The sequence below is a fragment of the Blastococcus sp. SYSU D00820 genome, assembly GCF_054050695.1.
In genome coordinates this window covers 68487-95486 of the sequence record NZ_JBJGZW010000007.1, presented here as the reverse complement: position 1 = coordinate 95486, position 27000 = coordinate 68487, and the positions used below count along the sequence as shown (strand labels likewise).

At 75.1% G+C, this 27000-nt stretch carries 27 protein-coding genes and 1 riboswitch; of the genes, 11 read left to right on the top strand and 16 right to left on the bottom strand.

The features are described 5' to 3' along the window. Both ACI79R_RS10260 and bfr read left to right on the top strand, forming a co-directional pair. On the top strand, positions 1 to 198 hold the full coding sequence (locus tag ACI79R_RS10260; RefSeq protein ID WP_456573506.1) for a (2Fe-2S)-binding protein: 198 nt from the start codon (positions 1 to 3) through the stop codon (positions 196 to 198). A 109-nt stretch (positions 199 to 307) separates the two neighbouring features. Next, positions 308 to 805 carry a bacterioferritin gene (gene bfr / locus ACI79R_RS10255; protein WP_456573505.1) on the top strand — a complete coding sequence of 166 codons (498 nt, stop codon included), beginning with the start codon at positions 308 to 310 and terminating at the stop codon, positions 803 to 805. 57 nt (positions 806 to 862) lie between these two features. Here bfr and ACI79R_RS10250 read toward each other — a convergent pair whose 3' ends face one another. The 5 genes from ACI79R_RS10250 to ACI79R_RS10230 all read right to left on the bottom strand — a co-directional run bounded on the left by ACI79R_RS10250 (position 863) and on the right by ACI79R_RS10230 (position 5433). Next, entirely contained in the window at positions 863 to 1864 is a 1002-nt protein-coding gene (locus tag ACI79R_RS10250) for a threonine aldolase family protein (RefSeq protein ID WP_456573504.1), read from the bottom strand. An 84-nt stretch (positions 1865 to 1948) separates the two neighbouring features. Further along, complete coding sequence (locus ACI79R_RS10245) at positions 1949 to 3286, bottom strand: class II 3-deoxy-7-phosphoheptulonate synthase (RefSeq protein ID WP_456573503.1); 1338 nt, start codon at positions 3284 to 3286, stop codon at positions 1949 to 1951. A 27-nt stretch (positions 3287 to 3313) separates the two neighbouring features. Beyond that, positions 3314 to 4339, bottom strand: coding sequence for an ATP-dependent 6-phosphofructokinase (locus ACI79R_RS10240; RefSeq protein WP_456573502.1), 1026 nt, complete (start codon positions 4337 to 4339; stop codon positions 3314 to 3316). Between the two features lie 75 nt (positions 4340 to 4414). After that, a complete protein-coding gene (locus ACI79R_RS10235; RefSeq protein WP_456573501.1) occupies positions 4415 to 4918 on the bottom strand; it encodes a DinB family protein in 504 nt (167 codons plus the stop codon). Between the two features lie 26 nt (positions 4919 to 4944). After that, a complete protein-coding gene (locus ACI79R_RS10230; RefSeq protein ID WP_456573500.1) occupies positions 4945 to 5433 on the bottom strand; it encodes a polyadenylate-specific 3'-exoribonuclease AS in 489 nt (162 codons plus the stop codon). 35 nt (positions 5434 to 5468) lie between these two features. Between ACI79R_RS10230 and glpK the strand changes: the two genes are divergently transcribed. After that, positions 5469 to 6944, top strand: coding sequence for a glycerol kinase GlpK (gene glpK, locus ACI79R_RS10225; RefSeq protein ID WP_456573499.1), 1476 nt, complete (start codon positions 5469 to 5471; stop codon positions 6942 to 6944). Here the strand turns inward: glpK and ACI79R_RS10220 are convergent. Then, positions 6941 to 7858: an SDR family oxidoreductase gene (locus ACI79R_RS10220; protein WP_456573498.1), complete on the bottom strand. Its 918-nt coding sequence runs from the start codon at positions 7856 to 7858 to the stop codon at positions 6941 to 6943. The two genes, glpK and ACI79R_RS10220, sit on opposite strands and share 4 nt — an antisense overlap. Before the next feature lie 105 nt (positions 7859 to 7963). Here ACI79R_RS10220 and ACI79R_RS10215 point away from each other — a divergent pair, with 105 nt between their 5' ends. The 3 genes from ACI79R_RS10215 (at position 7964) to ACI79R_RS10205 (ending at position 11222) form a co-directional block, all read left to right on the top strand. Continuing rightward, positions 7964 to 9502: a flavin-containing monooxygenase gene (locus ACI79R_RS10215; RefSeq protein ID WP_456573497.1), complete on the top strand. Its 1539-nt coding sequence runs from the start codon at positions 7964 to 7966 to the stop codon at positions 9500 to 9502. A gap of 158 nt (positions 9503 to 9660) precedes the next feature. Then, positions 9661 to 10614: an alpha/beta fold hydrolase gene (locus tag ACI79R_RS10210; protein ID WP_456573496.1), complete on the top strand. Its 954-nt coding sequence runs from the start codon at positions 9661 to 9663 to the stop codon at positions 10612 to 10614. A gap of 11 nt (positions 10615 to 10625) precedes the next feature. Beyond that, positions 10626 to 11222, top strand: a complete 597-nt coding sequence (locus ACI79R_RS10205) for a TetR/AcrR family transcriptional regulator (protein WP_456573495.1) — start codon at positions 10626 to 10628, stop codon at positions 11220 to 11222. Here the strand turns inward: ACI79R_RS10205 and ACI79R_RS10200 are convergent. Then, positions 11219 to 11983 (bottom strand): lysophospholipid acyltransferase family protein, encoded by a 765-nt coding sequence (locus ACI79R_RS10200; protein WP_456573494.1) that lies wholly within the window; start codon positions 11981 to 11983, stop codon positions 11219 to 11221. The genes ACI79R_RS10205 and ACI79R_RS10200 overlap by 4 nt on opposite strands. A gap of 128 nt (positions 11984 to 12111) precedes the next feature. Here ACI79R_RS10200 and ACI79R_RS10195 point away from each other — a divergent pair, with 128 nt between their 5' ends. Together ACI79R_RS10195 and ACI79R_RS10190 are read left to right on the top strand one after the other, a co-directional pair. Further along, positions 12112 to 12897 (top strand): alpha/beta hydrolase, encoded by a 786-nt coding sequence (locus ACI79R_RS10195; protein ID WP_456573493.1) that lies wholly within the window; start codon positions 12112 to 12114, stop codon positions 12895 to 12897. Further along, positions 12894 to 13592 carry a hypothetical protein gene (locus ACI79R_RS10190; RefSeq protein WP_456573492.1) on the top strand — a complete coding sequence of 233 codons (699 nt, stop codon included), beginning with the start codon at positions 12894 to 12896 and terminating at the stop codon, positions 13590 to 13592. The genes ACI79R_RS10195 and ACI79R_RS10190 overlap by 4 nt, the downstream gene beginning before the upstream one ends. A 32-nt stretch (positions 13593 to 13624) precedes the next feature. Here the strand turns inward: ACI79R_RS10190 and ACI79R_RS10185 are convergent, their stop codons facing one another. Genes ACI79R_RS10185 through ACI79R_RS10170 form a run of 4 tightly spaced genes read right to left on the bottom strand, consistent with a single transcriptional unit; the run spans position 13625 to position 16537 of the window. Continuing rightward, positions 13625 to 14620, bottom strand: a complete 996-nt coding sequence (locus ACI79R_RS10185) for an ROK family protein (RefSeq protein WP_456573491.1) — start codon at positions 14618 to 14620, stop codon at positions 13625 to 13627. Next, entirely contained in the window at positions 14621 to 14953 is a 333-nt protein-coding gene (locus ACI79R_RS10180) for a hypothetical protein (RefSeq protein ID WP_456573490.1), read from the bottom strand. It lies immediately after the preceding gene. Then, positions 14950 to 16098 carry an ion transporter gene (locus ACI79R_RS10175; protein WP_456573489.1) on the bottom strand — a complete coding sequence of 383 codons (1149 nt, stop codon included), beginning with the start codon at positions 16096 to 16098 and terminating at the stop codon, positions 14950 to 14952. Before ACI79R_RS10175 ends, ACI79R_RS10180 begins: the two co-directional genes overlap by 4 nt. A gap of 7 nt (positions 16099 to 16105) precedes the next feature. Beyond that, positions 16106 to 16537, bottom strand: a complete 432-nt coding sequence (locus ACI79R_RS10170; protein ID WP_456573488.1) for an SRPBCC family protein — start codon at positions 16535 to 16537, stop codon at positions 16106 to 16108. A 159-nt stretch (positions 16538 to 16696) separates the two neighbouring features. Here ACI79R_RS10170 and ACI79R_RS10165 point away from each other — a divergent pair, with 159 nt between their 5' ends. Beyond that, positions 16697 to 18490, top strand: coding sequence for an AMP-dependent synthetase/ligase (locus tag ACI79R_RS10165; RefSeq protein WP_456573487.1), 1794 nt, complete (start codon positions 16697 to 16699; stop codon positions 18488 to 18490). Here the strand turns inward: ACI79R_RS10165 and ACI79R_RS10160 are convergent. From ACI79R_RS10160 to ACI79R_RS10140, 5 genes are all read right to left on the bottom strand, one after another. Continuing rightward, entirely contained in the window at positions 18478 to 19632 is a 1155-nt protein-coding gene (locus ACI79R_RS10160; RefSeq protein ID WP_456573486.1) for a glycosyltransferase family 4 protein, read from the bottom strand. The two genes, ACI79R_RS10165 and ACI79R_RS10160, sit on opposite strands and share 13 nt — an antisense overlap. After that, on the bottom strand, positions 19629 to 20894 hold the full coding sequence (locus tag ACI79R_RS10155) for a M48 family metallopeptidase (RefSeq protein WP_456573485.1): 1266 nt from the start codon (positions 20892 to 20894) through the stop codon (positions 19629 to 19631). Before ACI79R_RS10155 ends, ACI79R_RS10160 begins: the two co-directional genes overlap by 4 nt. An 89-nt stretch (positions 20895 to 20983) precedes the next feature. After that, a complete protein-coding gene (locus ACI79R_RS10150; protein ID WP_456573484.1) occupies positions 20984 to 21958 on the bottom strand; it encodes an NlpC/P60 family protein in 975 nt (324 codons plus the stop codon). 142 nt (positions 21959 to 22100) lie between these two features. Further along, positions 22101 to 22273, bottom strand: a riboswitch (cyclic di-AMP (ydaO/yuaA leader). Positions 22274 to 22530: 257 nt separating this feature from the next. Continuing rightward, positions 22531 to 22836 (bottom strand): hypothetical protein, encoded by a 306-nt coding sequence (locus ACI79R_RS10145; protein ID WP_456573483.1) that lies wholly within the window; start codon positions 22834 to 22836, stop codon positions 22531 to 22533. A 69-nt stretch (positions 22837 to 22905) separates the two neighbouring features. Next, positions 22906 to 24651, bottom strand: a complete 1746-nt coding sequence (locus ACI79R_RS10140) for a D-alanyl-D-alanine carboxypeptidase family protein (protein WP_456573482.1) — start codon at positions 24649 to 24651, stop codon at positions 22906 to 22908. 201 nt (positions 24652 to 24852) lie between these two features. On the opposite strand from ACI79R_RS10140, the gene ACI79R_RS10135 reads away from it, so the two are divergent. Further along, positions 24853 to 26712, top strand: a complete 1860-nt coding sequence (locus tag ACI79R_RS10135; protein ID WP_456573481.1) for a DEDD exonuclease domain-containing protein — start codon at positions 24853 to 24855, stop codon at positions 26710 to 26712. Further along, the gene (locus tag ACI79R_RS10130; RefSeq protein WP_456573480.1) at positions 26709 to 26996 is read left to right on the top strand and encodes an Lrp/AsnC family transcriptional regulator; all 288 of its coding nucleotides are present in this window, start codon (positions 26709 to 26711) and stop codon (positions 26994 to 26996) included. The genes ACI79R_RS10135 and ACI79R_RS10130 overlap by 4 nt, the downstream gene beginning before the upstream one ends. The last annotated feature ends 4 nt before the right edge of the window (positions 26997 to 27000 follow it).

Genomic DNA, 27000 nt, shown 5'->3' with positions numbered 1-27000 from the left:
GTGTACGTCTGCATCTGCTACGCCGTGAGCGACCGCCAGCTCGACGCGGTCATCGCCGACGGCGCGCGGACCGAGGAGGAGGTCGGCGACGCCTGCGGCGCCGGCACCGGCTGCGGCAACTGCCTGGACCGCATCTGCGACACGCTGCGCGCCGTCGACCCGCTGCACGGCCTCGGGGTCGCCGCCCCCGCCGCCTGACCGCCCGCGAAACCGCAGGCGAGCCTGTCCTTGGCAAGGGGAACCTGAGCGGATGGCCCCTCCGCACCTCCGGTTAACCTCGGCCCAGCCGGACCGCAGGAGGACCACCATGCAGGGTGACGCCCGTGTCATCGAGCTGCTCAACGAGCAGCTCACCAGTGAACTGACCGCCATCAACCAGTACTTCCTGCACGCGAAGATGCAGGAGAACTGGGGCTACAACAAGCTCGCGGCCTACACCCGCAAGGAGTCCATCGAGGAGATGGTCCACGCGGAGCGGCTGACCGACCGCATCCTCTTCCTCGAGGGCCTGCCGAACTACCAGAAGCTGCTGCCGCTGCGCATCGGGCAGAACGTGCGCGAGCAGTTCGAGTCCGACATGGCCATCGAGGTCGAGGTCATCGCCCGCCTGCGCGAGGCGATCCCCTACTGCGAGTCGGTGGGCGACCGGGTGAGCAAGAACCTCTTCGAGCAGATCCTCGCCGACGAGGAGCACCACATCGACTACCTCGAGACCCAGCTGCACCTGCTGGACACCCTCGGCGAGCCGCTCTACCTGGCCAGCCAGATCGAGCAGCCGGCCACCGGCGCCGGCGAGAACGAGTAACTCCCCCCGCACGGCCGACGGGCCCGCACCCTCCCGGGGTGCGGGCCCGTCGTCGTGTCAGACCAGGGCGGCCAGCACGTCCGCGGCCCGCTCGACGGCGGCCCGGTCGACGTCCAGGTGGGTGACCAGCCGGAGCCGCCGCGGGCTCACCTGGCTGACCAGCACGCCCTCGCCCTTGGCCGCCTCGGCGACCATCGGCGCCGCGACGTCGTCCAGGACGACGATGTTGGTGTCCACGCCCGCGGGGTCGACCCCGAGCCGCTCGGCCAGCAGCCGGGCGTGCGCGTGGTCGTCGGCCAGCCGGTCGAGGTGGTGGTCCAGGGAGTACAGCCCGGCGGCGGCCAGCACGCCGGCCTGGCGCATGCCCCCGCCGAGGCGCTTGCGCCAGAGCCGGCCGGCGGCGATCCGCTCGGCCGAGCCCACCAGCACCGAGCCCACCGGCGCGCCCAGGCCCTTGGACAGGCACAGCGAGACGGTGTCGGCCAGCCGGCCGTAGGTGGCGAGGTCGATGCCGGAGGCGACGGAGGCGTTGGCCAGCCGCGCGCCGTCGAGGTGGACGGCGACCCCGGCCGCGCGGGACCGGTCGAACAGCCGCTGCAGCTGGTCCAGCGGCTGCACCAGGCCGCCGCCGCGGTTGTGGGTGTTCTCGACCGCGACCGCCGCGGTGGCCGTCAGGTGCCAGTCGTCGCGCGGGCGCACCTGGTCGAGCAGCGCGTCGGCGTCCAGCCGGCCACCGGCGGAGACGACGGTGCGCGTGGAGATGCCGAACAGGACGGCGGCCGCGCCCATCTCGTAGGTGACGATGTGGGCGTCGGCGTCGCAGACCACCTCCTGGCCCGGCTCGCAGACCAGCCGCAGCCCGATCTGGTTGCCCATGGTCCCCGAGGGCACGAACAGCCCGGCCTCGTGCCCGAGCAGCCCGGCGACCCGCTCCTCCAGGGCGCGGATCGTCGGGTCCTCGCCGTAGACGTCGTCGCCGACCTCGGCGTCGGCCATCACCTTCCGCATGCCCGCCGTCGGGCGGGTGACGGTGTCAGAGCGCAGGTCGATCAGGGACACAGCAGCACCCCATGGGGTTCGGATGGGGACGGCCCCGTCGGGAGGCCCGCCCCGAGCGTGCGAAGGGTGAGGAGGAGGGGGTCCTCAGCCACGCAGCATCTCGGCCACGAGGAACGCCAGCTCCAGCGACTGCCCGGTGTTCAACCGCGGGTCGCAGGCGGTCTCGTACCGGCTGTTGAGGTCCTCGTCGCTGATCTCCATCGCGCCGCCGAGGCACTCGGTGACGTCCTCACCGGTCAGCTCGACGTGGATGCCGCCCGGCCAGGTGCCCAGCGCCCGGTGCACGTCGAAGAAGCCGAGCACCTCGTCGACGACGCGGTCGAAGTGCCGCGTCTTGTAGCCGGTCGAGGACTCGTGGGTGTTGCCGTGCATCGGGTCGCACTGCCAGACGACGCTGTGCCCGCTGGCCGTGACCTTCTCGACGATGGGCGGCAGGACGTCGCGGATCTTCCCGTTGCCCATGCGGCTGATCAGGGTCAGCCGGCCGGGGATGCCGTCGGGGTCGAGCCGCTCGACCAGCTCGACGGCCTGCTCCGGCGTCGTCGTCGGGCCGATCTTCACGCCGATCGGGTTGGCGATCCGGGAGAAGAACTCCACGTGCGCGCCGTCCAGCTGGCGGGTGCGCTCGCCGATCCAGACGAAGTGCGCCGACGAGGCGTAGGCCCGGCCCTCGTGCACCCGCAGCAGCGCGCGCTCGTAGTCGAGGATCAGGCCCTCGTGGCTGTTGTAGAGCTCGACGCCGCGCAGCGCCGTGTCGTCGACGCCGCAGGCCTTCATGAACGCCAGCGCGCGGTCGATCTCCCGCGCGATGACCTCGTACCGCACGCCGGCCGGCGAGCTGGCGACGAAGTCCTTGTTCCAGTCGTGGACGGCGTGCAGGTCGGCGAGGCCGCCGCGTGCGTAGGCGCGGATCATGTTCATCGCCGCGGCCGAGTTCGCGTAGGCCCGCACCAGCCGGTGGGGGTCGGGGATGCGCTTCTCGAGCACCGGCTCCAGCGAGTTGACCATGTCGCCGCGGTAGGAGGGCAGGCCCAGCGCGTCGGTGTTCGACGAGCGCGGCTTGGCGTACTGACCGGCCACCCGGCCGACCTTCACCACCGGCACGCTGGCGCCGTAGGTGAGCACCACGGCCATCTGCAGCAGCGTGCGGGTGGTGCTCTGCAGGTGCGGCTCGGTGTTGAGGTCGAAGGTCTCGGCGCAGTCGCCGCCCTGCAGGAGGAAGGCCTTGCCCTGGGCGACGTCGGCCAGCTGGGCGCGCAGCGCGTCGACCTCGCTGGGGGCGACGATCGGGGGCACCGTCGTCAGCGTGCCGAGCACGCTGTCGAGCGCGGCGCGGTCGGGCCACTCGGGCTGCTGGGCGGCGGGCAGCTCCCGCCACCGGTCCAGATCGGGGACCAGCTCAGCAGGTTGGGTCAGACTCACAGACCCCAGGGTAGGCGGCCGGTCGGATCAGCCGAAGAACACCTCCACCTCCGAGTACCGCTCCACCGGCACCAGCTTCAGCTGGGCGGTGGCCGCGGCCAGCGGCACGCGGACGATGTCGGTGCCGCGGAGCGCCACCATGACCCCGCCCTGCCCGTCGTGCACGGCGTCGACCGCGGCCAGCCCGAAGCGGGTGGCCAGCACCCGGTCGAACTGCGACGGCGTGCCGCCGCGCTGCACGTGACCGAGCACCACGGCCCGCGACTCGCGTCCGGTGCGCTCCTCGATCACCTGGGCCAGGGCCGCGCCGATGCCGCCGAGCCGGACGTGCCCGAACGCGTCGGTCTGCCCGGTCGAGGTCACCAGGTCGCCGTCGGCCGGCCGGGCGCCCTCGGAGACGACGACGATCGGCGAGAACCCCGAGGCGAACCGGCGGCGGCAGTGCTCGACGACGGCCTCCACGTCGAACGGCCGCTCCGGGATGAGCACCACCGTGGCGCCGCCGGCCATCCCGGCGTGCAGCGCGATCCAGCCGGCGTGCCGGCCCATCACCTCCACCACGAGGGTGCGGTGGTGGCTGTCGCCGGTGGTGTGCAGCCGGTCGATGGCCTCCATGGCCACGCCGACGGCGGTGTCGAAGCCGAAGGTGTAGTCGGTGGCGTCGAGGTCGTTGTCGATCGTCTTCGGGACGCCGACCACGCGGACGCCGGCCTCGGCCAGCCGGGCGGCCACCCCCAGGGTGTCCTCCCCGCCGATCGGCACCAGCGCGTCGATCCGCCGCCGCTCGAGGGTGGCCAGCACCCGCGCCAGCCCGTCGTCGAGCGCCAGCGGGTTGGTGCGCGAGGTGCCGAGCACGGTGCCGCCGCGCGGCAGCAGCCCGCGCACCGCGGCGAGGTCCAGGTCGACCGCGTCGTCCTCGAGCACGCCGCGCCAGCCGTCGCGGAAGCCGACGACCTCGTCGCCGTGCTGGCCGGTGCCCTTGCGGACGACGGCGCGGATCACCGCGTTGAGCCCGGGGCAGTCGCCTCCGCCGGTCAGGATGCCGATGCGCACGGAGGACCTCCGGGGGACGGGGCGGACGGTGCCGGCGTCATGATGCCGCAGGTCAGACCCGATGGAGGGGCTGCGTCACACGCCGGTCCTGCCGTCGAGCGCCTCCCGGATGAGGTCGGCGTGGCCGTTGTGCCGGGCGTACTCCTGGACCAGGTGGACCATCACCCGGCGCAGCGAGTAGACCTCGCCCGACCGGCGGTCCACCCCGGTCACGTCGAGGTCCGGCGCGGCCGCCTCGATGTCGCGGGCGATGGCGATCTCGGCCTGCCACGCCGCGAAGGCCTCCTCCGGTGCCGCGCCCGACGCGTCGTAGGCGGCCTGGACGTCCCCCTCGGGCGACCAGACCAGCGGCACGTCCTGCCCGTCGAGCACCCGCCGGAACCAGGCTCGCTCCACCTCGGCCATGTGCCGGACCAGCGAGAGCAGCGACAGCGACGACGCCGTGGGCGCCCGGCGCAGCTCGTCGTCCGGCAGTTCCGCGCACTTGAGCGCCAGGGTCTCCCGGTGGAAGTCCAGGTAGGCGCGCAGCAGCTCGCGCTCGCCGCCGGTGCGCGGCACCTCGGTGCGCCCGTCGTCCACGTCGATCGCCTCCGTCGGTGCCGCGCTCAGCGGGGCCGGGCGGCCTCCATGGCCCGCCAGCGCTCGAGGTTGTAGCGGGCGTCGACCAGCGCGTCGTGGGTGCCGGCCGGTTTGGGCGGCAGCGGCGGCTGGCCCAGGTCGTCCCACCGCTGGCGCAGCTCGCGGGTGAACCGGGGCACCGGCCGCGGCAGCGCCGGCATCGCGCCCCACAGCTGGCACAGCGCCACGTGGTCGTAGGCGCCGAACCAGGCCCACAGCTCGATCTCCTCGCCGGGGGCGGTGAGGAAGGCCAGCAGGTCGTCGCGGATGCGGCGGCGGTCGCGCCAGGCGCGGTCCGACGGCGCGGGCAGCTGGTCGAGCACGTTGCGCCGCACCCACGGGATGGCCTTGCGCTCGTCGAACTCGGTGCTCACCGCGTAGAACTCGCGGCCGGTCTCGTCGACGACGCCGATGGAGACGAGGTCGATCGTCGTCCCGTCCTCGATGAACTCGGTGTCGTAGAAGAAGCGCCGCACGGCGACCACCGTAGGTCGCCGATAGGTTCGCCTCCATGCCAGTGCTGGCCATCGACGCAGGGACCACCGGGGTGACCGCGCTGGTCGTCGGCGAGGACGGACGGCTGCTCTCCCGCGGCTACCGCGAGTTCGCGCAGCTGTTCCCGCGCCCCGGGTGGGTCGAGCACGAGCCGGAGGACATCTGGACGGCGACCGTCGCCGCCTGCCGCCAGGCCCTCGCCGGCACCGACCAGCAGCCGACCTGCGTGGGCATCACCGACCAGCGCGAGACCGCCGTGGTCTGGGACCGCCGCACCCGGCAGGCACCCCGGCCGGCCATCGTCTGGCAGGACCGGCGCACCACCGGGGTCTGCGACCGGCTGCGCGAGGCCGGGCACGAGGAGCGGGTCGCCGCCCTCACCGGGCTGCGGCTGGACCCCTACTTCACCGGCACCAAGTACTGCTGGCTGGCCGCTGAGGAACCGCGGCTCTGGGACGGCGTCCGCGACGGGTCGCTGGCGCTCGGCACGGTCGACTCCTACGTCGTGTACCGGCTGACCGGCGGCGCGGCGCACGTGACCGATCCCAGCAACGCCAGCCGGACGCTGCTCTACGACCTCGAGGCCGGCGGCTGGTCCGACGAGCTGTGCGAGCTGTTCGACGTCCCGCGCGCGGCGCTGCCCGAGGTGGTGCCGAGCTCCGGCGTCGTCGGCACCACCGACCCCGACGCCTTCCTCGGCCTGGAGCTGCCGGTCGCCGGCATCGCCGGCGACCAGCAGGCCGCGCTGTTCGGGCAGGCCTGCTACTCCCCCGGCGACAGCAAGTGCACCTACGGCACCGGGTCGTTCGTGCTCACCAACACCGGCAGCACGCCGGTGCGCTCGGACGCCGGCCTGCTGACCACCGTCGCCTGGGACCTCGGCGACGGGCTGACCTACGCCCTCGAGGGCTCCATCTTCGTGACCGGCGCAGCTGTGCAGTGGCTGCGCGACGGGCTGGGCCTCATCGACTCCGCCGCCGAGATCGAGGGGCTGGCCCGCACCGTCGCCGACTCGGGCGACGTCGTCTTCGTGCCCGCGCTGACCGGCATGGGCGCGCCGCACTGGGACCCGCACGCCCGCGGCGCGATCGTCGGGATCACCCGCGGCACCACCCGGGCGCACCTGGCGCGGGCCACCCTGGAGGCCATCGCCTTCGAGGTGCGCGACGTCGTCGACGTGATGGTGTCCGAGGCCGGGCTGTCGGTGCCCGAGCTGTCCGCCGACGGCGGGGCCAGCGCCAACGACCTGCTGCTGCAGCTGCAGGCCGACCAGCTCGGCGTGCCGGTGCGCCGTCCGGAGGTCACCGAGACCACCGCGCTCGGCGCGGCCTTCCTCGCCGGCCTCGGCACCGGGGTGTGGAGCGGTCAGGACGAGCTGGCCGCCACCTGGGCACTGGACCGGCGGTTCGAGCCCGAGCCCGGCCGCCGCGACGACGGCCGGCACGACCGCTGGCGGGAGGCGCTGGGCCGGGCCGGCCGCTGGGCGGGCTAGGAGGCCCGCTTGCGCGCCCCCACCGACGAGGCGCCGAACTCCCGCCCCTGCAGCTTCGCGATGTCGGCCTCCAGCTGGGGCACTGCCTTCCGGGTGATCGGCAGCATCAGCTTCTCGGCGACGGCACCGGTGACCACCTGCCGCAGCGCGGCGACCGTGCCGACCGAGCGCGGCACGAACACCCGCCGGCCACGGGTCTCGAGGTTCTCGACCAGGGCCTCGGCGCACTCCTCCACCGACGTGTAGGCGCCCAGCGGGCCGGGCAGCCGCTTGCGGGTCTCGGCGAACGTCGGCAGCGCGGCCTCGGTGTCGCGCACCATGTCGGTGTCGATCCAGGTCGGGTGCGCGCTGGCCACGGTGACGCCGCGGTGCGCCACCTCCAACCGCAGCGCGTCGCCGAAGCGCTCGAGCCCGGCCTTGGCCGCGCAGTAGGCGCTCATGCCCGGCAGCACGGTGAACGCCGCGGCCGAGCTGACCAGCAGCACGTGGCCGCGGCGCTCCACGATCTCCGGCAGCGCGGCGTGCGCGGTGAGCATCGCGCCGGTCAGGTTGACCTCGATCGTGCGCGCCAGCGCGTGCGCCGAGCTGGTCAGCACGGTGGTGAGCGGGGCGATCCCGGCGTTGGCGACGACGACGTCCAGCCCGCCGAACGTGTCGACGGTCCGCTGCACGGCGGCCTTCAGCGCCTCCGGGTCGGTGACGTCGCACTCGACCCAGAGGTGTTCGGGCCCCAGCTCGTCGGCGACCTGCGCGAGCAGGTCGGGTTCCAGACCGGCGAGGGCCACCCGCGCGCCCCGGGCGGCGGCCTTGCGGGCCAGCTCGGCACCGATGCCTCGGGCGGCGCCGGTGATCAGCACGGTCTTCCCGGTCAGCGGGGTGCGGCTCCGCTGCAGCAGGGGCAGGCGTCGCGCCATCGGTGCTCCTCGGGGTCTCTCGCGCTCGTGTTGAGCACTGCTCAACTGCCGTTGTAGCGTCCCCGCGGACGGGCAGCAAGCCGGGACCTGCGAAGGAGCCGATCGGTGACCAGCACGCTCGAGACCACCCCCTCCCCCGCCGCCGGGTCCGCCGGCGCGCCGCGGGAGGTGCGGGTGGCGATCATCGGCTCGGGCTTCGCCGGGCTGGGGATGGCCGTGGCCCTGCGCCGCCGCGGCCAGGAGGACTTCGTCCTGCTGGAGCGGGCCGACGACGTCGGGGGCACCTGGCGGGACAACCACTACCCGGGGGCGGCCTGCGACGTGCAGTCCAACCTCTACTCGTTCTCCTTCGCGCCCAACCCCGACTGGCCGCGGTCCTACTCGGAGCAGCCGGAGATCCAGGCGTACCTGCAGGCCACCGCCGACCGCTACGGCGTCCGCGAGCGCTGCGTCTTCGGCGCCGAGGTCACCGCCGCACGCTGGGACGACGCCGCCCAGCGCTGGCTGGTGACGACGACGGCCGGCGAGTTCCGCGCCACCGTGCTGATCTCGGCGGCCGGCGCGCTGGCCGACCCCACCTACCCCGACATCCCCGGCCTGGAGACCTTCGCCGGCACGGTCATGCACTCCGCCCGCTGGGACGGCGACCACGACCTGCGCGGCGAGCGGGTGGCCGTGATCGGCACCGGCGCCTCGGCGATCCAGATCGTGCCGGCCATCCAGCCGGTGGTGGAGAGCCTGGCGGTCTACCAGCGGACGCCGCCGTGGATCGTGCCCCGCACCGACCACCCGGTGAAGCCGTGGATGCAGCGGCTCTACCGGTGGGTGCCCGGCTTCCAGAAGCTGGTCCGCGCGCTGCTCTACGTGCTGCGCGAGTTCCTCGTGGTGGGCATGGCCAAGCGGCGGCGCTTCCTCGCCCCGGTGGGCCGGCTGGCCAAGGCCCACCTCGCCCGGCAGGTCCGCGACCCCAGGCTGCGCGACGCCCTGACGCCGGACTACACGATCGGCTGCAAGCGCATCCTGATCAGCAACGACTACTACCCGGCCATCAGCGCGCCCAACACGGAGCTGGTGACCGCGGGCATCGCGGAGATCCGCCCGCACTCGATCGTCACGCGCGACGGCCTGGAGCGGCCCACCGACACCCTGGTGCTCGCCACCGGCTTCCACGTCACCGACCTGCCGATCGCCGAGCGGATCGCCGGGCGCGACGGCCGCACACTGGCCGAGGTCTGGGCCGACGGCATGGTCAGCAACCGCAGCACCACGGTGGCCGGCTTCCCCAACCTGTTCCTGCTGGTCGGCCCGAACGTCGGCGTCGGGCACACCTCGATGGTCTACATGATCGAGTCGCAGGTGGCCTACGTGGACGACGCCCTGCAGACGATGGCCGCCGAGGGCCTGGCCGTCCTCGAGACGACGCCGGAGGCCCAGCAGGCCTACCGCGACCTGATCGCCCGCAAGTCGAAGGGCACCGTGTGGCTGACCGGCGGCTGCGCCAGCTGGTACCTCGACCAGCACGGGCACAACACCACGCTGTGGCCGGACTTCACCTTCCGGTTCCGGAGGCTGACCCGGCAGCTGGACCGGGAGAACTACGTGGGCGTGCCGGCGGCGGCGCCGGCCCAGGAGGTGGCCGCGTGAGCGGACAGGGGCGTGAGCATCGCAGCGAGGGACGAGCGAGGAGCGGAGCGCCCCGCGGGAGCGAACCAGGAGGCGCCGTGAGCGGACAGGGGCGTGAGCATCGCAGCGAGGCACGAGCGAGGAGCGGAGCGCCCCGCGGGAGCGAACCAGGAGATGCCGTGAGCAGCACCCGGACCCGGCAGCGGCGGACGGCCGCCGTCCGCACCCCGGACGGCGCCCTCCTGCACGCGACGATCGACGGGTCCGACGACGCGCCGGTCACCCTCGTGCTCGCCCACGGCTGGACGCTCTCCCAGGCCTCCTGGGACGACCCGGTCGCGGCGCTGGTGCCGCGGATCGCCGACGGCGAGCTGCGGCTGATCCGCTACGACCAGCGCGGCCACGGGCGCTCCACCTGGGGCTCGGCCGCCGACGAGCCGGCCGAGGTCACCATCGACCGGCTCGGCCAGGACCTGGGCGAGGTGCTCGACGCGCTGGCGCCCACCGGTCCGGTGGTGCTCGGCGGGCACTCCATGGGCGGCATGACGATCATGTGCCTGGCCGCAGCCCGGCCCGACCTGTTCGGGGACCGGGTCCGCGGCGCGGTGCTGGTGTCGACGTCGGCCGGCGACCTGGCCCCCGAGCCGCGGACGGCGCCGGAGAAGCTGCTGCGCCGGCTCACTCCCGGCCTGGTGGCCGGTGCGCTGGCCGGCGCCCGCGTGGTCGAGGCGCTGCGGCAGGCCGTGCCACCGACCAGCCGGCGGCACCGGACGATCGTCCGCGACCTCGTCTACGGGCCCGACGCGACCGACGACATGGTGCTCGAGGGCGCGCGGATCATGCACGCGTCGACCGTCCGGGCGTTCGCCGTCTTCTACCCGGCGCTGGGGGCGCACGACAAGCGCGCCGAGCTGGCCGCGCTGAGCCGGGTGCCGGTGGAGATCCTGGTCGGCGACAGCGACAAGCTGACCCCGAAGCGGCACAGCGAGCAGCTGGTCGAGGCGCTGCCGGAGGCGCGGCTGCAGGTGGTCCCCCGCACCGGGCACATGCTGCTGCAGGAGCACCCGGAGCTCGTGGTGGCGGCGATCGGCCGGCTGCTCGAGGTCGCCGCCGGCGACCGGGTGGCCGCCTGACGGTGGCGCGCGTGGCCGGCGAGGAGGGTCCCGCCCGGTCCCGGCGTTCGGCCGGCGACCGGCGGGCCCAGCTGGTGGCCATCGGGCTGGAGCTGCTGCCCACCACCCCGGTGCAGGAGCTGACCATCGACGAGGTGGCCCGGCGGGCGGGCATCAGCCGCAGCCTGCTGTTCCACTACTTCAGCACCAAGCGCGAGTACTACACGGCGGTGACCCGCGCGGCGGCGGAGCTGCTGATCGGCCACCTCGCGCCACGGCCGGGCGTGCCCCGGGACGAGCAGGCCACCGGGATGCTCGACCGCTACGTGACCTGGGTGGAGACCTACCGGGAGACCCACCTCGCGTTCGTCCGGGGCGCCTCCGGCGGGGATCCCTGGGTGGCCGAGGTCTACGACGAGACCCGCGAGCAGCTGGTCGACCTCGCCCTCGGCGCGCTCGGGCTGCCCGACGAGCCGGCCCGCCGGCAGCTGGTGCGGGCGTGGTTCGCCTTCACCGAGGAGCTGGTGCACTCCTGGGTGCGCGAGCCCACCACGAGCCGCGAGGAGCTGCTGGCGCAGCTGCGTCGCGTGCTCGACGTCCTGGTCAGCCCGACGGCCGTCGGCGACTAGCCTGCGAGGCTCTCCGGTGCCCGGTCCGCGGCCTCCTGCGGCGGCGGCTGCAGCGAGCGGACGACGTCCGAGGCGCTGGCGCCGGTGGCGTCCATCGACTTCTTCACCGTCGCGCCGTAGACGTCCACGTACTCCTGGCCAGACAGCGTCATGACCTCGTACATGATCTCGTCGGTCACCGACCGCTCGACGAAGCGGTCACCGGCCAGGCCCTCGTACCGGGAGAAGTCCAGCGGCGGCCCGAACCGGACGCGCACCCGGGGCAGCCGCTTGCCGATCAGCGGGAGCTTGCGCGGGGTGTAGGTCATCGCCACCGGGACGACGGGGACGCCGGTCTCCAGCGCCATGCGGGCCACGCCGATCTTGCCGCGGTACAGCCGGCCGTCGGGCGACCGCGTGCCCTCGGGGTAGATGCCCAGGAGCTTGCCCTCGCGGAGGATGCGGATGCCGGTCTGGATGGCGTTCTCCGCCGCCGAGGCGCTGGACCGGTCGATCGGCACCTGCCCGGCACCGGAGAAGAAGGCGCGCTGCAGGAAGCCCTTCACGCCCGTGCCGGTGAAGTACTCGGCCTTGGCGAGGAAGGTGACCCGCCGGCGCAGCGACAGGGGCATGAACACCCAGTCCGCCGCCGACAGGTGGTTGCTCGCGATGATCGCCGCACCGGAGGACGGGACGTGCTCGACGCCCTCGGCCTGCGGCCGGAAGACCAGCTTGGCGACCGGCCCGACCGCCACGAACTTGAGGAACCAGTAGAACAACACGCCTCCCCTGTGAACTGCCAGACTAGGGAGCCCGACGGCGGTTGGACAATCGGCCGCCGGCGTTCCGCTCGCCACTCCCCCGCCGATCCCCGTGCCGGGCGCCCCGCCGGCCGCCGAGGAGGACCTCCGTGCCCACTCCCGAGCCCCTCGCCGGCGCCGAGCCGTTCGCCTTCCCGGGCTCCCCGGCCGGCGCCGGCACCGGCGTGCTGCTGGTGCACGGGTTCACCGGGTCGCCGTTCAGCATGCGGCCCTGGGGCGAGCACCTGGCCGCCGAGGGCTTCGCCGTCCGCGCGCCGCTGCTGCCCGGCCACGGCACCCGCTGGCAGGACTGCAACCTGACCACCGAGCAGGACTGGCTGACCGCGGTCACCGGCGCCTTCGAGGAGCTGCTCGCCCAGTGCGACCGGGTGTTCGTCGCCGGGCTGTCGATGGGCGGCACGCTGGCGATCCGGCTCGCCGAGCTGCGCCCGGACGACGTCGCCGGCCTGGTGCTGGTCAACCCCTCGCTGCTCACCGAGCGGCTGGACGCCAAGTTGCTGCCGGTCCTGGCCCGGCTGACCCCCAGCTGGAAGGCGATCGGCGACGACATCAAGAAGCCCGGCGTCAGCGAGCGGGCCTATCCCAAGCTGCCCACCCGCGCGGTGCTGGGCCTGCGCCGGCTCTGGACGGCGACCCGCGCCGAGCTCGCCTCGGTCACCTGCCCGGTGCTGCTGTTCCGCAGCACCGTCGACCACGTCGTGGAACCGGCCTCCGGCCGCGTGCTGATGGCCGGCATCGGCAGCACCGACGCCACCGAGGTGCTGCTCGAGGACAGCTACCACGTGGCCACCCTCGACAACGACGCGCCGAGGATCTTCGCCGGCTCGGTGGACTGGATCCGCGCGCGGGTGCCGGCCCGGGAGGCCGGCGCGTGAGCGCGCCCCGCCGGGGCCGGGGGCGGCGGGACAACGGCCTGGACGCCACCCTGTGGACCCCGCTGCGCGACGTCGACCCGCGGGTCGGCGAGCACCTGCTCGACGTGCTCCGCGACGCCGGGATCGCCGCGTACCTGGAGCCGGCCGCCGACGTGGGGCCCTACACCCGCACCGTCTTCCTGCCCAGCCCGCCGACCGACCGGCTCTACGTGGACCGGGCCCGCTCCGGTGAGGGCCGCAGCCTGGTGGAGCGGCACGTCGACGAGCACGTGGAGGAGCACGCCCGCGGGCCGCTGCCCGAGCGCCTGCCGCTGCGCCGGGACCTCGACGAGGACGCCGAGTGGGCGCGGATCGTGGCCGCCTACGAGGCCGAGGAGGGCCGGCGGGTCGTCGACGAGGAGCCCGCCGTCCTGCCGCCGCCACCACCGGCCGAGCTCCCTGTCCTCGACCGGCCGGAGGAGCACTTCGAGCCGCCGCCGGCGCCGCCGGTGCCGCTGCCCGCGCCCGCCTCGCTGTACGCGGTGCTGCTGATCGCCGCCGGAGCGGTGCTGGTCGTCGCGCCGCGGCTGCTGGGGCTGTCCTCCGACGTCGGCCTGGTGCTCGGCGTGGCCGGGGTCGTCGGCGGGGTCGGGCTGCTGGTCTCGCGGATGCGCGAGCGGTCCACCGACGACGGCGACGACGGCGCCGTGGTCTAGCGGAGTGCCACGGCGCGGTTTCCGCGCCCCTCCTACTCCGCTCGCGTCGCGGCGACCTCGCTGCGCACCAGGTCCGCGGCGCCGACCAGTCCCGCCGACGCGCCCAGCCGGGCACCGACGACGCGCGGGCCCGGCCGGAAGCCGCGCCCGGGCAGCACCCGCTCCAGCCGGTCCCTGGCGGGACCGAGCACCGCCTCGCCGAGCGCGCTGAGCCCCCCGCCGATGACGACGACGTCGGGGTCGAGGACGGCGGCGAGGTCGGCGATGCCCTGACCGAGCCACTCGCCCACCTCGGCGATCAGCTCCCGGGCCAGCGGGTCACCGGCCGCGGCGACCTCGGCGACGTCCTCGCCGGTGAGCCGCTGCGGCTCGCCGGCCACCCGCTCCAGCAGCCGGGCGGCCACGGCCGGGGAGCTGCGCGCCACCTCCCGCGCGGTCTGCGCCAGGGCCGTCCCGCTGGCGTACTGCTCCCAGCAGCCGCGGTTGCCGCAGGCGCACAGCCGGCCGTCGGGGACCACCCGCATGTGCCCCCACTCCCCCGCGACGCCGTGCGCCCCCCGCTGCAGCCGGCCCCCGGCGACGATGCCGCCGCCGATGCCGGTGCCCAGGGTGATGACCAGCGCCAGCTCGGCGTCGCGCGCCGCACCGAAGCGGTACTCGGCCCAGGCGGCGGCGTCGGCGTCGTTGCCCACCCAGAGCGGCCGGCCCAGCCGGCGGGCGAGGTCGGCGCGGAGCGTGGAGTGCCGCCAGGCCAGGTGCGGGCTGAACAGCACCGTGTCCCCGGTGCGGTCGAACCAGCCGGCGGCGCCGATGCCGACGCCGACGACCGGCTGCTCGTGGCCGGCCACGAGCTCCTCGACGACGGCGGCGATGGCGTCCTCGGTCTCCGGCACCGAGCCGCCCGGGGTCGCCCGCCGCGCGGTGGCCAGCACCCGGCCGTCCGGGGCCACCACGCCTCCGGCGACCTTGGTGCCGCCGATGTCGATGCCCAGCGCGGGCAGGACCGCCGGATCGCTGCCGGCGGTCACTCAGGCGATCTCGATGTGCTGCACCGCGGCCTCCGGCCGGCTCTCCGGCTCGGGGGTCTCGGCGTCCTCCGTGGTCGCGGCCGGCTCGTGGGCGGCGGCGAAGGTGCGCAGCGCGCCGGCGGCGGCGGTCAGGGCGTCGGCGAGCGCGTGCGCCAACTCGGGGCGCTCGCCGCGCACCAGGCCGGCGACCTGGCAGACCGGGCACCAGCGGCAGTCGGCAGCGTGCTCGGCGCCCGCCTGCCCCTCGGACGCCCCGGCGTCGGCGGCCAGGGTCTGGCCGAGACCGGCCACCAGCCGGCGGGCCTGCTCGACCCAGTCGCTCGCTGTGCTCATGACGGACTCCCCTCGGCGGCCAGCAGATCGGCCGGCCACTGCTGCGGATCGGGCGCGAACGTGACCTCGAGCCGGGCGGCCGCCGTGCCGGGGTCGAGGAGGCTACCCCCGGTCACCGTGCACCGGCGCAGCAGGGCGTCGAGCCGCACCGACCGGCGGGCGCCACCGACGGTGACCACCAGGTCGTCGTCCCAGCGGGTGAGCTCCAGCCGCCCCCGCTCGGCGAAGGGCAGCGGCAGGGTGAGCCGCCAGCCGCCGGGCACGCGCTCGGGACCCGGCGGCTCCGCGGACGGCGCCGAGGGTGCCTCCGCGGCCGCCAGGGCGGCCAGCGCGTCGGCGTCCCGCGGGGCGCGCGCGGTCTCCGGAACGCTCACCAGCGGAGCGATCCCGGCCAGCTCGTCGAGGACCGCGGCCTGCTCGGCCGCGCGCTCGGCGGCCCAGCCGCCGGCGCCCGGGTCGAGCGCCAGCGGGCGGGCGAGCAGCGCGGCCGGCCGCTGACCGTGCAGCGCGAGGGTGGTCACCGCGGCCCGCAGGACGGCCGGGGCGCCCGGCCGGGCCGGGGCGACCAGCCGCACCTCGGTGCGGGCGGGGTCGTCGAGGGTCTGCCGCTCGAGCAGCCCCTCGAGCACCGGCACCAGGGCCAGGAGCGCGTCGACCGGGCCGCGTCGGACCGTGCCCGAGCGCACCGCCGCGGTGCGCACCGCCCCGAGCATCCGCAGGCGGGTGGGCAGCAGCTGGGTCAGCCACCAGCGCAGCACCCCGGGCAGCGCGACCAGCGCGGTCGCCGCCTCCAGCGGGCCGGCGTCGACCACCACGAGGTCGGCGTCCGCGCGGGTCACCTCGGCGAGCAGGGCGACGTCGGCGGTACCGGGCAGCGGCACGACCGAGGTGGCCGGGGGCAGGGCGAGCTCGGGCAGCGCGGCCGCCACGGCCGCGGCGCTGCCGGACCAGAGGTCCTCGAGCGCGCGCTGGGCGGTGACGGTGCGCACCGTCAGCCCGGGCACGCCGGCCAGGTCCGGAACGGCCGGCGCCTGGCGGGTGAGCAGCAGCGTCCGGGCGCCGGAACGGGCCGACCGCACGGCCGCGGCCGCGGCCAGCGTCGAGGTACCGGCCCCACCGGGGCCGGTCAGGAGCAGCGTGGGCACCGGGCGGTCAGCCCTCGACGCGCTTCTTGAGCTCCTTGAGCGCGGTGTCGAGGATGACCTTCTCCGCCTTGCGCTTGATCATCCCGAGCATCGGGATGGAGAGGTCGATCGTGATCGCGTAGGTGACCTCGGTGCGGCCGTCGTTCTCGACGAGGGTGTAGGAGCCCTCCTGCCGCTTCTGCATCTGGCCCTTGACCAGGTTCCAGGAGACCCGGCGGTCGCCGTCCCAGGTGTAGTCGAGGACGTAGTCGTCCTTGACCGCCCCGGCGTCGAGGACGAAGTGCACCCTCTTGGCGCGCCCGTCGGGGCCGGCCTCGAGCACCTCGACGCGCTTGGCGGCGGCGACCCACTGGGGATAGGCGTCGAAGTCGGCGATGACCGCCATGACGTCGGCCGCGGGGGCGTCGACGACGATCGACTGGGTGGACTGGTCGGCCATGCCAGCAGGCTAACCGCTCCCCGCGTGCGTGCAGGGACGACGTCCCCGCTTCAGCTACTCATCGGTAGCTGGGAGCCGCTAGATTTGGCGCCAGACGTGCCCCACCGAGGGCGGCCGGGCGACGGTGCCCGGGGCCGGGCGGGGAGGAGAGGACGAGGCGTGCGCGAGTTCAGCGTCCCCGCGACCATCGAGGTCGGCCCGGACGAGGCCCTGACGGACATGCTCGACGAGAACGTCCGTGAGCACGGCGACGAGGTGGGCCTGCGGGTCCAGCGGAACGGCACCTGGCAGGACGTCACCTGGCGCGAGTTCGGCGAGCAGGTGCGCGGCGTGGCCAAGGGCCTGATCGCCGCCGGCGTCCAGGCCGGCGACCGCGTCGCCCTGCAGGCCAAGACCCGCTACGAGTGGCCGCTGATCGACTTCGCCATCTGGACGGCCGGGGCGGTGACCGTCCCGGTGTACGAGACCTCCAGCCCCGACCAGGTCGCCTGGATCCTCGCCGACTCCGGCGCGACGGCGATGATCGTGGAGAAGGGCGAGCACGCCACGGCCGTCGACTCCGTCCGCGACCAGGCCCCCGACCTCGGCCCGGTCTACGTGATCGAGGACGACGCCGTCGGCACGCTGATCGCCGCGGGCGCCGAGGTGCCCGACAGCGAGCTCACCGCCCGCCGCGCCACCCTCAACGCCGAGAGCCTGGCCACGCTGATCTACACCAGCGGCACCACCGGCCGGCCGAAGGGCTGCGAGCTCACGCACGGCAACTTCCTGTTCGAGATCGGCAACGGCATGAGCCTGCTGGGCCGGTTCATGAACATGCAGGGCTCGCTGCTGCTGTTCATCCCGCTGGCCCACGTGCTCGCCCGCGTCCTGCAGGTGGGCGCGGTCAAGACCCGCACCGTCACCGGGCACACCCCCGACGTGAAGAACCTGGTCGAGGATCTCGGCGCCTTCAAGCCGACCTTCGTGCTCGCCGTCCCGCGGGTGTTCGAGAAGGTCTACAACCAGGCCAAGGCCAAGGCCGAGGGCGACGGCAAGGGCAAGATCTTCGACAAGGCCGCGCAGGTGGCCATCGACTGGTCCCGCGCCCAGGACACCGGCGGCCCCGGCCTGGCGCTGCGCGCCCAGCACGCGCTGTTCGACAAGCTGGTCTACGGCAAGCTGCGCGCCGCCCTCGGCGGCCGGTGCGTCGGCGCCATCTCCGGCGGCGCTCCGCTGGGCGACCGGCTCGGCCACTTCTTCCGGGGCATCGGCGTCACCGTCTTCGAGGGCTACGGCCTGACCGAGACCACCGCCGCCGCCGCGGTCAACCACGACGACGCGCTGCGCATCGGCACCGTCGGCCGGCCGCTGCCGGGCGTGGCGGCCGCGATCGCCGACGACGGCGAGATCCTGCTCCGCGGCGGCGTGGTCATGCGGGGCTACTGGAAGAACGAGGCCGCCACCAAGGAGGCCATCGACGCCGACGGCTGGTTCCACTCCGGCGACCTCGGCGAGATCGACCAGGACGGCTTCCTCAAGATCACCGGCCGCAAGAAGGAGATCCTGGTGACCGCGGGCGGCAAGAACGTCGCCCCCGCCGTCCTGGAGGACCGGCTGCGCGCCCACCGGCTGGTCAGCCAGTGCATCGTCGTCGGCGACCAGCGCCCGTACATCGCGGCGCTGATCACCCTCGACGAGGAAGCCCTGCCGCAGTGGCTGCAGTCGAAGGGCAAGCCGGCCGACACCAAGGTCGCCGACCTCGTCGACGACCCCGACATCAAGGCCGAGCTCGACGCCGCGGTGGCCGACGCCAACAAGGCCGTCTCCCAGGCCGAGGCGATCAAGCGGTACCGGGTCCTCACCACCGACTTCACCGAGGACAACGGGATGCTGACCCCGAGCCTGAAGCTCAAGCGCGGGGTGGTCCTCAAGGAGTTCGGCTCCGAGGTCGAGGCCCTCTACTCCCGCTGAGCGCCGGGTCCCGGCGCCAGCAACGCTGCGAAGGTCGCCGCGATCGTCTCCCACGACCACCGCTGCTCCACCCACGCCCGGCCGGCCGCGCCCATCGCGCGGCGCAGGCCGGCGTCGGACAGCAGGTCGGCGACGGCCGCGGCGACCTCGCCGGGTGAGCGGGGGTCCCGCACGACCCGGCCGGTGACGCCGTCCTGCACCGCCTCGGGCGCTCCCCCGCTGGTGCCGGCCACCACCGGGCGGCCGACCGCGGCCGCCTCCAGGTAGACCATCCCGAGCCCCTCGACGTCCAGGCCCCCGCGCCGGGTGCGGCACGGCATCGCGAAGACGTCGCCGGCCGCGTAGTGGGCGGGCAGCTGGTCCGGCGGCACCGGACCGGTGAGGACGACGGAGTCCTGCAGGCCGCGCGCGGCGACGGCCCGGCGCAGCCGTGCCTCCTCCGGCCCCCCTCCCACGAGGAGCAGCCGCGCGCGCGGGTGGCGCGCCAGCACCTGCGGCCAGCCGGCCACGAGCACGTCCTGGCCCTTGCGCGGCACCAGCCGGGACACGCAGACGACCACCGGCGCGTCCCCCAGGCCGTGCCGGCGGCGCACCACCGCGCCGTCGGCGGCCGGGGAGAACGCCTCGACGTCCACCCCGGGGGACAGCTGGGCCAGCCGGGCCCGCTCCCCCAGCGCCGGCGCCAGCCGGCTGCGGGTGTACTCGCTGATGTAGGTGAGCGTGTCCAGCCCGGTGGCGATCCGGCGCATCAGCGCCCGCCCGCCGGGCACGGCGACCCAGCCGGTCTCGTGCCCGTGCGTGGCGCCGACGAGGTGCCGGACCCCTGCGGCGCGCAGCCGCGGTGCCAGCAGGCCCAGCGGCGCGGCCGCCCCGAAGAACGCGGTGTCGCAGCCGTACCGGCGCACCAGGTCCACCGCCACCCGGGCCGTCCCCGGTGTCGGCAGCAGCATCGCGGTCGGCCGGCGCACCACCGGGTAGGGCAGCGCGGCGTCGTACTCCTCCCACCCCGGGGACCGGGAGGCCAGGACCACCAGCGACTCCGGCGGCCGGCGGGCCAGCAGGGCGGCCACGAAGGTCTGGATGCCGCCCTGGCGCGGCGGGAAGTCGTTGGTGACGACGAGGGTGCGCCCGGTGCCGGTCACCGCGGTCCCAGCCTCGTCCAGTCACCGGCCATCGCCACCCGCTGCGGCCCGGTCGGGTGGGAGCCGAAGAACCACTGCCAGGCGGCCGGCGGATCGGGGTCGGAGAGGTTGGTGACCGCCAGCCGGTTTTGCATCGCGACGAAGGCCTCCGGATCCCCGGTGAGGTCGAGGGCGTGCAGGTCGGCCCGGGCCTCGACGTGCCGGGAGACCAGGTTCTGCACCGGGGTGCCCAGCAGGGCGCCCACGCCGATCAGCAGCAGCACCACCGGGACCGCCCGGGGATCGCCGGGCGACTCGGCGCCGGCCCGGCGCAGCAGCGGCGTCCAGCTCAGCAGCCAGCCGAGCGCGGCCATGCCGGCCGCGGCGCCGAGCGCACCCATCAGCGTGCCGGTCAGGACGTCGTCGGTGGCCACGTGGCCGAGCTCGTGGGCGACGATCGACTCGATCTCGTCGTCGGGCAGCTGGTCGAGCAGCGTGTCGTAGAGGACGATCCGCCGCGTCGACCCGAACCCGGAGACGTAGGCGTTCAACGACGTCGTCCGTCGCGAGGCGTCGGCGACCAGGACGTCCTCGACCGGGGTGCCGCTCTCCTCGGCGAGCTCGAGCAGGTCGGTGCGCAGCTGGCCGGCCGGCAGCGACTCGAAGCGGTTGAACGCCGGCTCGATCAACACGGGGTACAGGAACGAGCCAGCGACGACCAGGCCGGCCGCGCCCAGCGACGCCCAGGCCCACCAGGTCCGCGGAGCCCGCCGCACCAGCCAGACGAGGAGCAGCAGGCCCACCGCCGTCAGCGCGGCGTCGATGGCGGTGGAGACGGCGACGTCCCGGAGCCACAGCGGCCAGCTGCGGGTGGACAGTCCGTACCGGTGGCGCAGCACCTCGCCGTAGGCGGAGACCGGAAGGGTGACCAGCCGGCCGACGACGAGGAGCGCGATCGTGCCGAGCAGCACCTGCCATCCCCAGCCACCACCCAGCGGACGGGCCACCAGGCGCACCAGCCGCCCGCCGAGCCGGGTGAGGCCGAGCACGGCGGAGACGGCGAGGCCGAGCAGCAGCGAGGTCAGCGACGCCGGGCGGATCGACGCGGCGAAGGCCTCGGCCCGGGCCACCACGTCCGCCGGCAGCCCCTCGCCCGGCCGGATCGGTGTCGCTCCGCCGGGCGGCTCGGGCAGCAGCGTCCACGGGGTGCGCAGGACGATGACCAGCACCAGGGCCGCGGCGAGTACGCCCGCGACCACCAGCGCGGCCCGACGGGCGCTCACCCGGCCGATCCTAGAGCGGCCGGCCCTGGAGACGACGCGGGCCGGTGACCTCGAGGGAGGTCACCGGCCCGCGTCGCTGGACCCTGTCGTCAGGCGATCCGGCGCATCGCGGTGATCCCGCCCATCGAGTCCACGCTGACGACCTTGACCGGCTGGCCGGAGGTCGAGGCGTGCACCATCTGGCCGTTGCCGATGTACATCGAGACGTGGCTGACCGGGCTGTAGTAGAAGATCAGGTCGCCCGGCTGCAGCTCGGCCCGGGAGACGGCCTGGCCCATCTGCGACTGCATGCGGCTGGAGTGCGGCAGGCTGATCCCGGCCGCCGCGTAGGCGTACTGGGTCAGGCCCGAGCAGTCGAAGGAGTTCGGCCCGCCGGCGCCCCAGACGTAGGGGTCGCCGACCTGTGCCAGCGCGGTGTCGACCGCCACCTGGGCAGCGCCGCTGGCGGCCGCCACCGGAGCGACCACGGGCACCGACTCACCGGCGTGCGCCGCGACGACCGCTGCCTGCTGCGGCGCCGACAGCCGGTCGTACTGGGCCTGGTACTCCGCGATGTCGTCCTGGAGCTGCTGCTCCTGCGCGGTGAGGTCGTCCAGCGTCTGCTCGGCCTCCGCCTCGGCGGCGTCGGCGTCGGCCTGGGCCTGCTCGGCGGCCTCGGCGGCCTCGGACACGTCGGCCAGGACGGCCGTGGTGTGCCCGGCGATCTGGTCGAGCGTGGCCAGCGAGGCGACGAAGTCCTCGGCCGACTCGCTGGTCATCAGCAGGTCGAGCGTGGCCATGTCGCTGCTGCTGGTGTAGGCGCTGCGGGCGACCTGGCGGATCTGGCCGTCCAGCTCGCCGAGCTGCGCCTCGGCGTCGGCGACGGCCTGGCGCGCGGCCTCGGCGGCCGCCTGCTGGGCCGCCAGCTGCTCGCGGGCCTCGTTGACCTGCTCGGAGACGACCTCGAGCTGGTGGCTGGCGTCGGCCACCAGCTGGGCGGCCTCGGCGGCGCTGCCGGCCTGCTCCGGGTCCGCCGCGGCGGTGCCCGGCAGGAAGGTGAGCGTCAGGGCGGCGGTGGTCCCCACCAGGACGCCGCGGCTGAACCGTCGGACGACGGGGCGGCGGAAGAGGGGAAGGCGGCCCGCTCCGTTCGCGGAGCCGGGGTGGAGCTGTTCGCGTGCATGCCCCAGTACAGGGCGAGGGGTCGCCACGGGCGGCGGCTCTCCGTTCTTCCTCAGCAACCGCCTACCGAGTTAGCTGACGGGTTCGGGCTGGGAAGAAAAGGTGCCCTATCTCTGCGCCCCGCTGCCGCGGGACGTGTGCCCCGGCGGACCGGCGCACGCGAGAACTCACCCCAGTGCTGCGGTGGGTCCCCGGTTCACCCCCGGCGACGCGGACCCGAGGGCCCCCGCACACCGGACGGTGATTCGGCGGTGCCCGGCCGAGGTCACCCCGTGTCGGGTGACGACCACTCGGTCGGACGCTGACACGGTACGGACGTGATGCAGTTGTGACAAACGCGCACCCCCTGGATTGTGGGAATACCCACTGTGAGGAGCGACGCCACTCCGTGGCGTGACCACTGGGGTGCGCGAGCCCACGCAGCGTCAGACGGCGGCTGCTGTCCGTGATCCGTGCCGGTCACCGGGCCGCCCCCTCAGCCGGTCCGCCGGCGCCCGCTCCCCCGCCCCGGGGCCGCCCCCGGCTCGTGCCGCAGCGGCGGCACCAGGCCGACGTCGGCCAGCGCCCGCACGGCCCGGCGCTCGACGTCGTCCAGGTCGACGACCACGCCCGGGCCGGGCGCGGCCACCTCGGGTGCCGGCGTCCGGGCGGGACGCCCGGCCAGGGGGACGACGGCCGGGTCCTCGGTCTGCCACGTCGGCGGGACGCCGAGCAGCACGGTGACCACACAGTCCGCGCAGCCGGTGCCGCGGGCGGTGCAGGTGTCGCAGTCGATGAGCATGGCTGCTCTCCTCGATGGCTGGTCTCTCTTCCGCGCCGGACGGTAGGGAGCGCCACCGACAATTCCGGCTCAGGTGCCGGCGTACTCCCAGTGCCAGGGCTCCTCGCGGCCGTTGCCCGGGTCGGCCCACGTGGGGTGCAGGAAGCCGAACCGGCCGGCGTTGGCGACCATCCACTGGTACTGCGGGGTGCCGAACACCTCGATGCCCCCGCAGAGGTCGACCGCCAGCCCCCAGCCGTGGTTGCTGGTGCCCGGCACCGCCGCCAGCGCGGGCTTCTGCCCGTAGAGCCGCACCTGGCTGGCGTAGGTGCGGTAGGAGTCGGTGATGCAGATCGGCGTCCCGAAGGACGCGGCGAAGGCCGCGCTCATGGCCCGGTAGGCCGCCGCCGCGTCGCAGCGCAGCGTGTGCCCGGCGACGCCCAACGGGCACATGGCGCTGGGCGGGATCAGCCCGTTGGGGTAGCCGCCCCACGAGCGCGCGCCGTCGTAGCTCGGCGGGTAGACGGTGTTGCCGCACTCCACCCGCAGAGCTCCGCCGGTCGGCGCCGGGGCGTCGACCGGCGGTCGTTGCCCGAGGCTCGGCCGGCCGATGCCGAGCACCTGGTCGGCCGGCAGCCGCCGCACCACGACCGCGCCGGCGCGGGCGTCGGCGGCCAGCATCGTCTGCGGGTCCAGGGCGATGCCCACGTGCCCGAGCCCGGACTCGCCGGTGCCCAGGAAGACGAGGTCGCCGGGGAGCACGTCGGCCGGGGCGACCGGCACGGTGACGGCGAACAGCCCGGCCTGGTCACCGGGCAGCTCGACCCCGGCCGAGCGGTAGGCCGCCTGGACCAGCGAGCCGCAGTCCCACGACTCGGGCCCGGCGGTGCCCGGCGCGTAGGGCAGGCTCAGCGCGTCCATGGCGGTGGTGACGGCGGTCAGGGTCTCGGCGGGGAGCACCAGCAGCGACGTCGGCTGGCGGGGCAGCTGCGCCGCGCCCGCCTGGGCACCGCCGCCCGAGGCCGCGACGGGCACCAGCCCACCCGGCAGACCCGCCGCCGGCTGGCGCATCTGCGCCGCCGGCGGCGGCGTGACGCCGGCCGCCCGGAGCTCGTCGAGGTAGGCCTGCCAGCTGGCCGCGGTCCGGTCGTTGACGTCGAGCTGCTCCTGCTGGAGCTGGGCGAGCTGCCGGTCGACGTCGCCGAGCGCGGCGTCCAGCTCGCTGGTGACCGCGGCCGCGGCGTCCTCCAGCTCACGCACCTCGGCGGCCAGCGCGTCGGCCCGGGCCTGGGCCTCGGCGAGCGCGGCGGCCGCGCCGTCACGCTCGGCGAGGGCGGCCCGCCGCTGCTCCTCGGCCGCGGCCACCACGGAGGCGGTGTGCCGGTCGACGGCCTCCAGGTAGCCCATCGCGGCGATGACCTCCCCGGGGTCGGCGCCGGTCAGCAGCAGGGTGAGCGGGCTCAGCGCGCCGCCGTCGCGGTAGGCCGCGGAGGCGTACTGCGCGACGACGGCCTGGTGGCGGGCGAGCTCGGCGTCGGCGTCGGAGACGACCGACTCCGCCTCGGCGGCGAGGGCCTGCGCGGCGGCGAGCGCCTCCTGCGCGTCGACGACCTCCGACTGGCGCGCCTGCAGGTCGGCCTGCACCTCGGCGGCCCGCTGCTGCAGCGCGTCGAGCGCCGAGCTGTCGAGGACGGCGGTGGTGCCCCCGGGCTGGTCGCTGGGGACGGCCCCGGCCGGACCCGCGAGGGGGACGGCGAGCAGCAGCGCCGCCGTCGCGGCCACGACCGCGGCGGGGACCACCGGACGACGGGCGCGCCACCGGGAGCGCGGGAGCATCGGACCACCTCTGCGACGAGGGGGCCGACGGTGGCCCCCGACGGAGCATGGTGACCCAGGTCATGGAGCCGCGCCACCGCGACGACCTGCACGTTCCCCTGTGCGGGCGACCCCGGGGCGCCGCCGGACCCGGGACGGACCGGCCCGGCCCCCGGCGTGGGAGCCACGGAGTTGTCACTGCTGCGACCTAGCGTCCACGACGTGCCACCGCTCCCTCCCGCCCCTGCCGTACCGGTTCCCGCGGCCGGAGGGCCGCCGCGCTACGTGCAGGCGACCATCGACGAGCTGGGCACGCCGCTGGCCGACGTGACCTTCGTGGTGGTGGACCTCGAGACGACCGGGGGGTCGCCGAAGGACAGCGCGATCACCGAGATCGGCGCGGTCAAGGTGCGCGGCGGGGCGGTGCTCGGCGAGTTCCAGACCCTGGTCGACCCGGGCTGCGAGATCCCGCCCTACATCAGCGTGCTGACCGGCATCACCACGACGATGGTGGCCGCCGCGCCGCGCATCGGCAGCGTGCTGCCGAGCTTCCTGGAGTTCGCCCGCGGCGCGGTCCTCGTCGCCCACAACGCCCCGTTCGACCTGGGCTTCCTCAAGGCGGCGTGCGCGGAGAACGGCATCGCCTGGCCCGCGGCCGCCTCCGTCGACACCGCCGTCCTCGCCCGCCGGCTGCTCAGCCGCGACGAGGTGCCCAACTGCAAGCTGGCCACCCTGGCGCCCTTCTTCCGGGCCGACACCGCCCCCTGCCACCGCGCGCTGGACGACGCCCGGGCCACCGTCGACGTCCTGCACGGGCTCTTCGAGCGCCTCGGGCCGCTGGGCATCACCTCGCTCGAGGAGCTCACCGGCCTCACCCGCCAGGTCGACCCGGAACGGCGGCGCAAGCGGCACCTGGCCGACGGCGTGCCCTCCGGCCCGGGCGTCTACCTCTTCCGCGGGCCCCGCGACGAGCCGCTGTACGTGGGCACCTCGACCGACCTGCGCAGCCGGGTGCGCAGCTACTTCTCCTCCAGCGAGCAGCGCAGCCGGATCACCGAGATGGTCGGCCTCGCGCAGCGGGTCGACACCGTCTCCTGCGCGCACGACCTCGAGGCCGCCGTCCGCGAGCTGCGGCTGATCGCCGAGCACAAGCCGCGCTACAACCGCCGGTCCCGGTTCCCGGAGCGGGCGCTGTGGATCCGGCTCACCGAGGAGACCTTCCCGCGGCTGTCGGTGGTCCGCCGCGTGCAACCCGGGGCCGGGGTGTCCCTCGGCCCCTTCCCCGACCGGCGGGCGGCCGACGCCGCCGTCGCCGCCATCCACGAGTCCCTGCCGCTGCGCCAGTGCACCACCCGCCTGTCGCTGCGGGTGCTCGGCACCGCCTGCGCGCTGGCCGGCATGGGCCGCTGCGGCGCGCCCTGCACCGGCGCCCAGTCGGTCGAGGACTACGCCGCCGTCGCAGCGGTGCTGCGCACCGCGGTCGCCGCCGACCCGGACGCGCTGCTGCGCCCGCTGCTGGAGCGGGTCGACCGGCTGGCCGCCGAGGAACGGTACGAGGACGCCGCCGTCCTCCGTGACCGGATCGCGGTCCTGGTGCGCGCGGTCCGCCGGCGGCAGCGGCTCGAGTCGCTGGCGCGCGTGCCGCAGCTGGTCCTCGCCCGGCCCGACGGCGAGGGCGGCTGGCACCTGTCGGTGGTGCGCCGCGGCCGGCTGGTGGCGGCCGGCTGCGCCCCCCGCGGGACGTCGGTGCGCGCGGCGCTCAGCGGCCTGCTGGCCACCTCCGAGACCCCGCTGGGCCCCGACGACGAGCTGGCCGCCTCGGTCGACGAGACCGAGCTGGTGCTGCGCTGGATGGAGAAGCCCGGCACCCGGCTGGTCGAGGTCGACGGCACGCTCGCCTGCCCGGTGCCGGGCACCGGCGGCTACTCCGGCTTCCTGGACCGGGTGGAGGCCGGCCACCGCGACCGGGATCCGTTCGCCGACGGGCGGTCCCTGGGCACCCGGGCCCGCCCGGAGCGGGTCTCCCCCACCCCGCGTGCGGTCTCCGCGGAGCCGCTCGCCCGGATAGCATCCCCGGCGTGATCACCGCCATCGTCATGATCGACGCGGCCACCGACGCCATCGGCGAGGTGGCCGAGGCCGTCGCCGACCTCGAGGGCGTGAGCGAGGTCTACTCCGTCGCCGGCGACGCCGACCTCATCGCCATCGTCCGCGTGCGCGAGTTCGAGCAGATCGCCGAGGTGATCGCCGGGCGGATCAACAAGGTGCCGGGGGTGCTGGAGACCGACACCCACATCGCCTTCCGCGCCTACTCCCGGCACGACCTCGAGGCGGCCTTCGCGATCGGCTTCGAGAGCACCGACTGAGGCG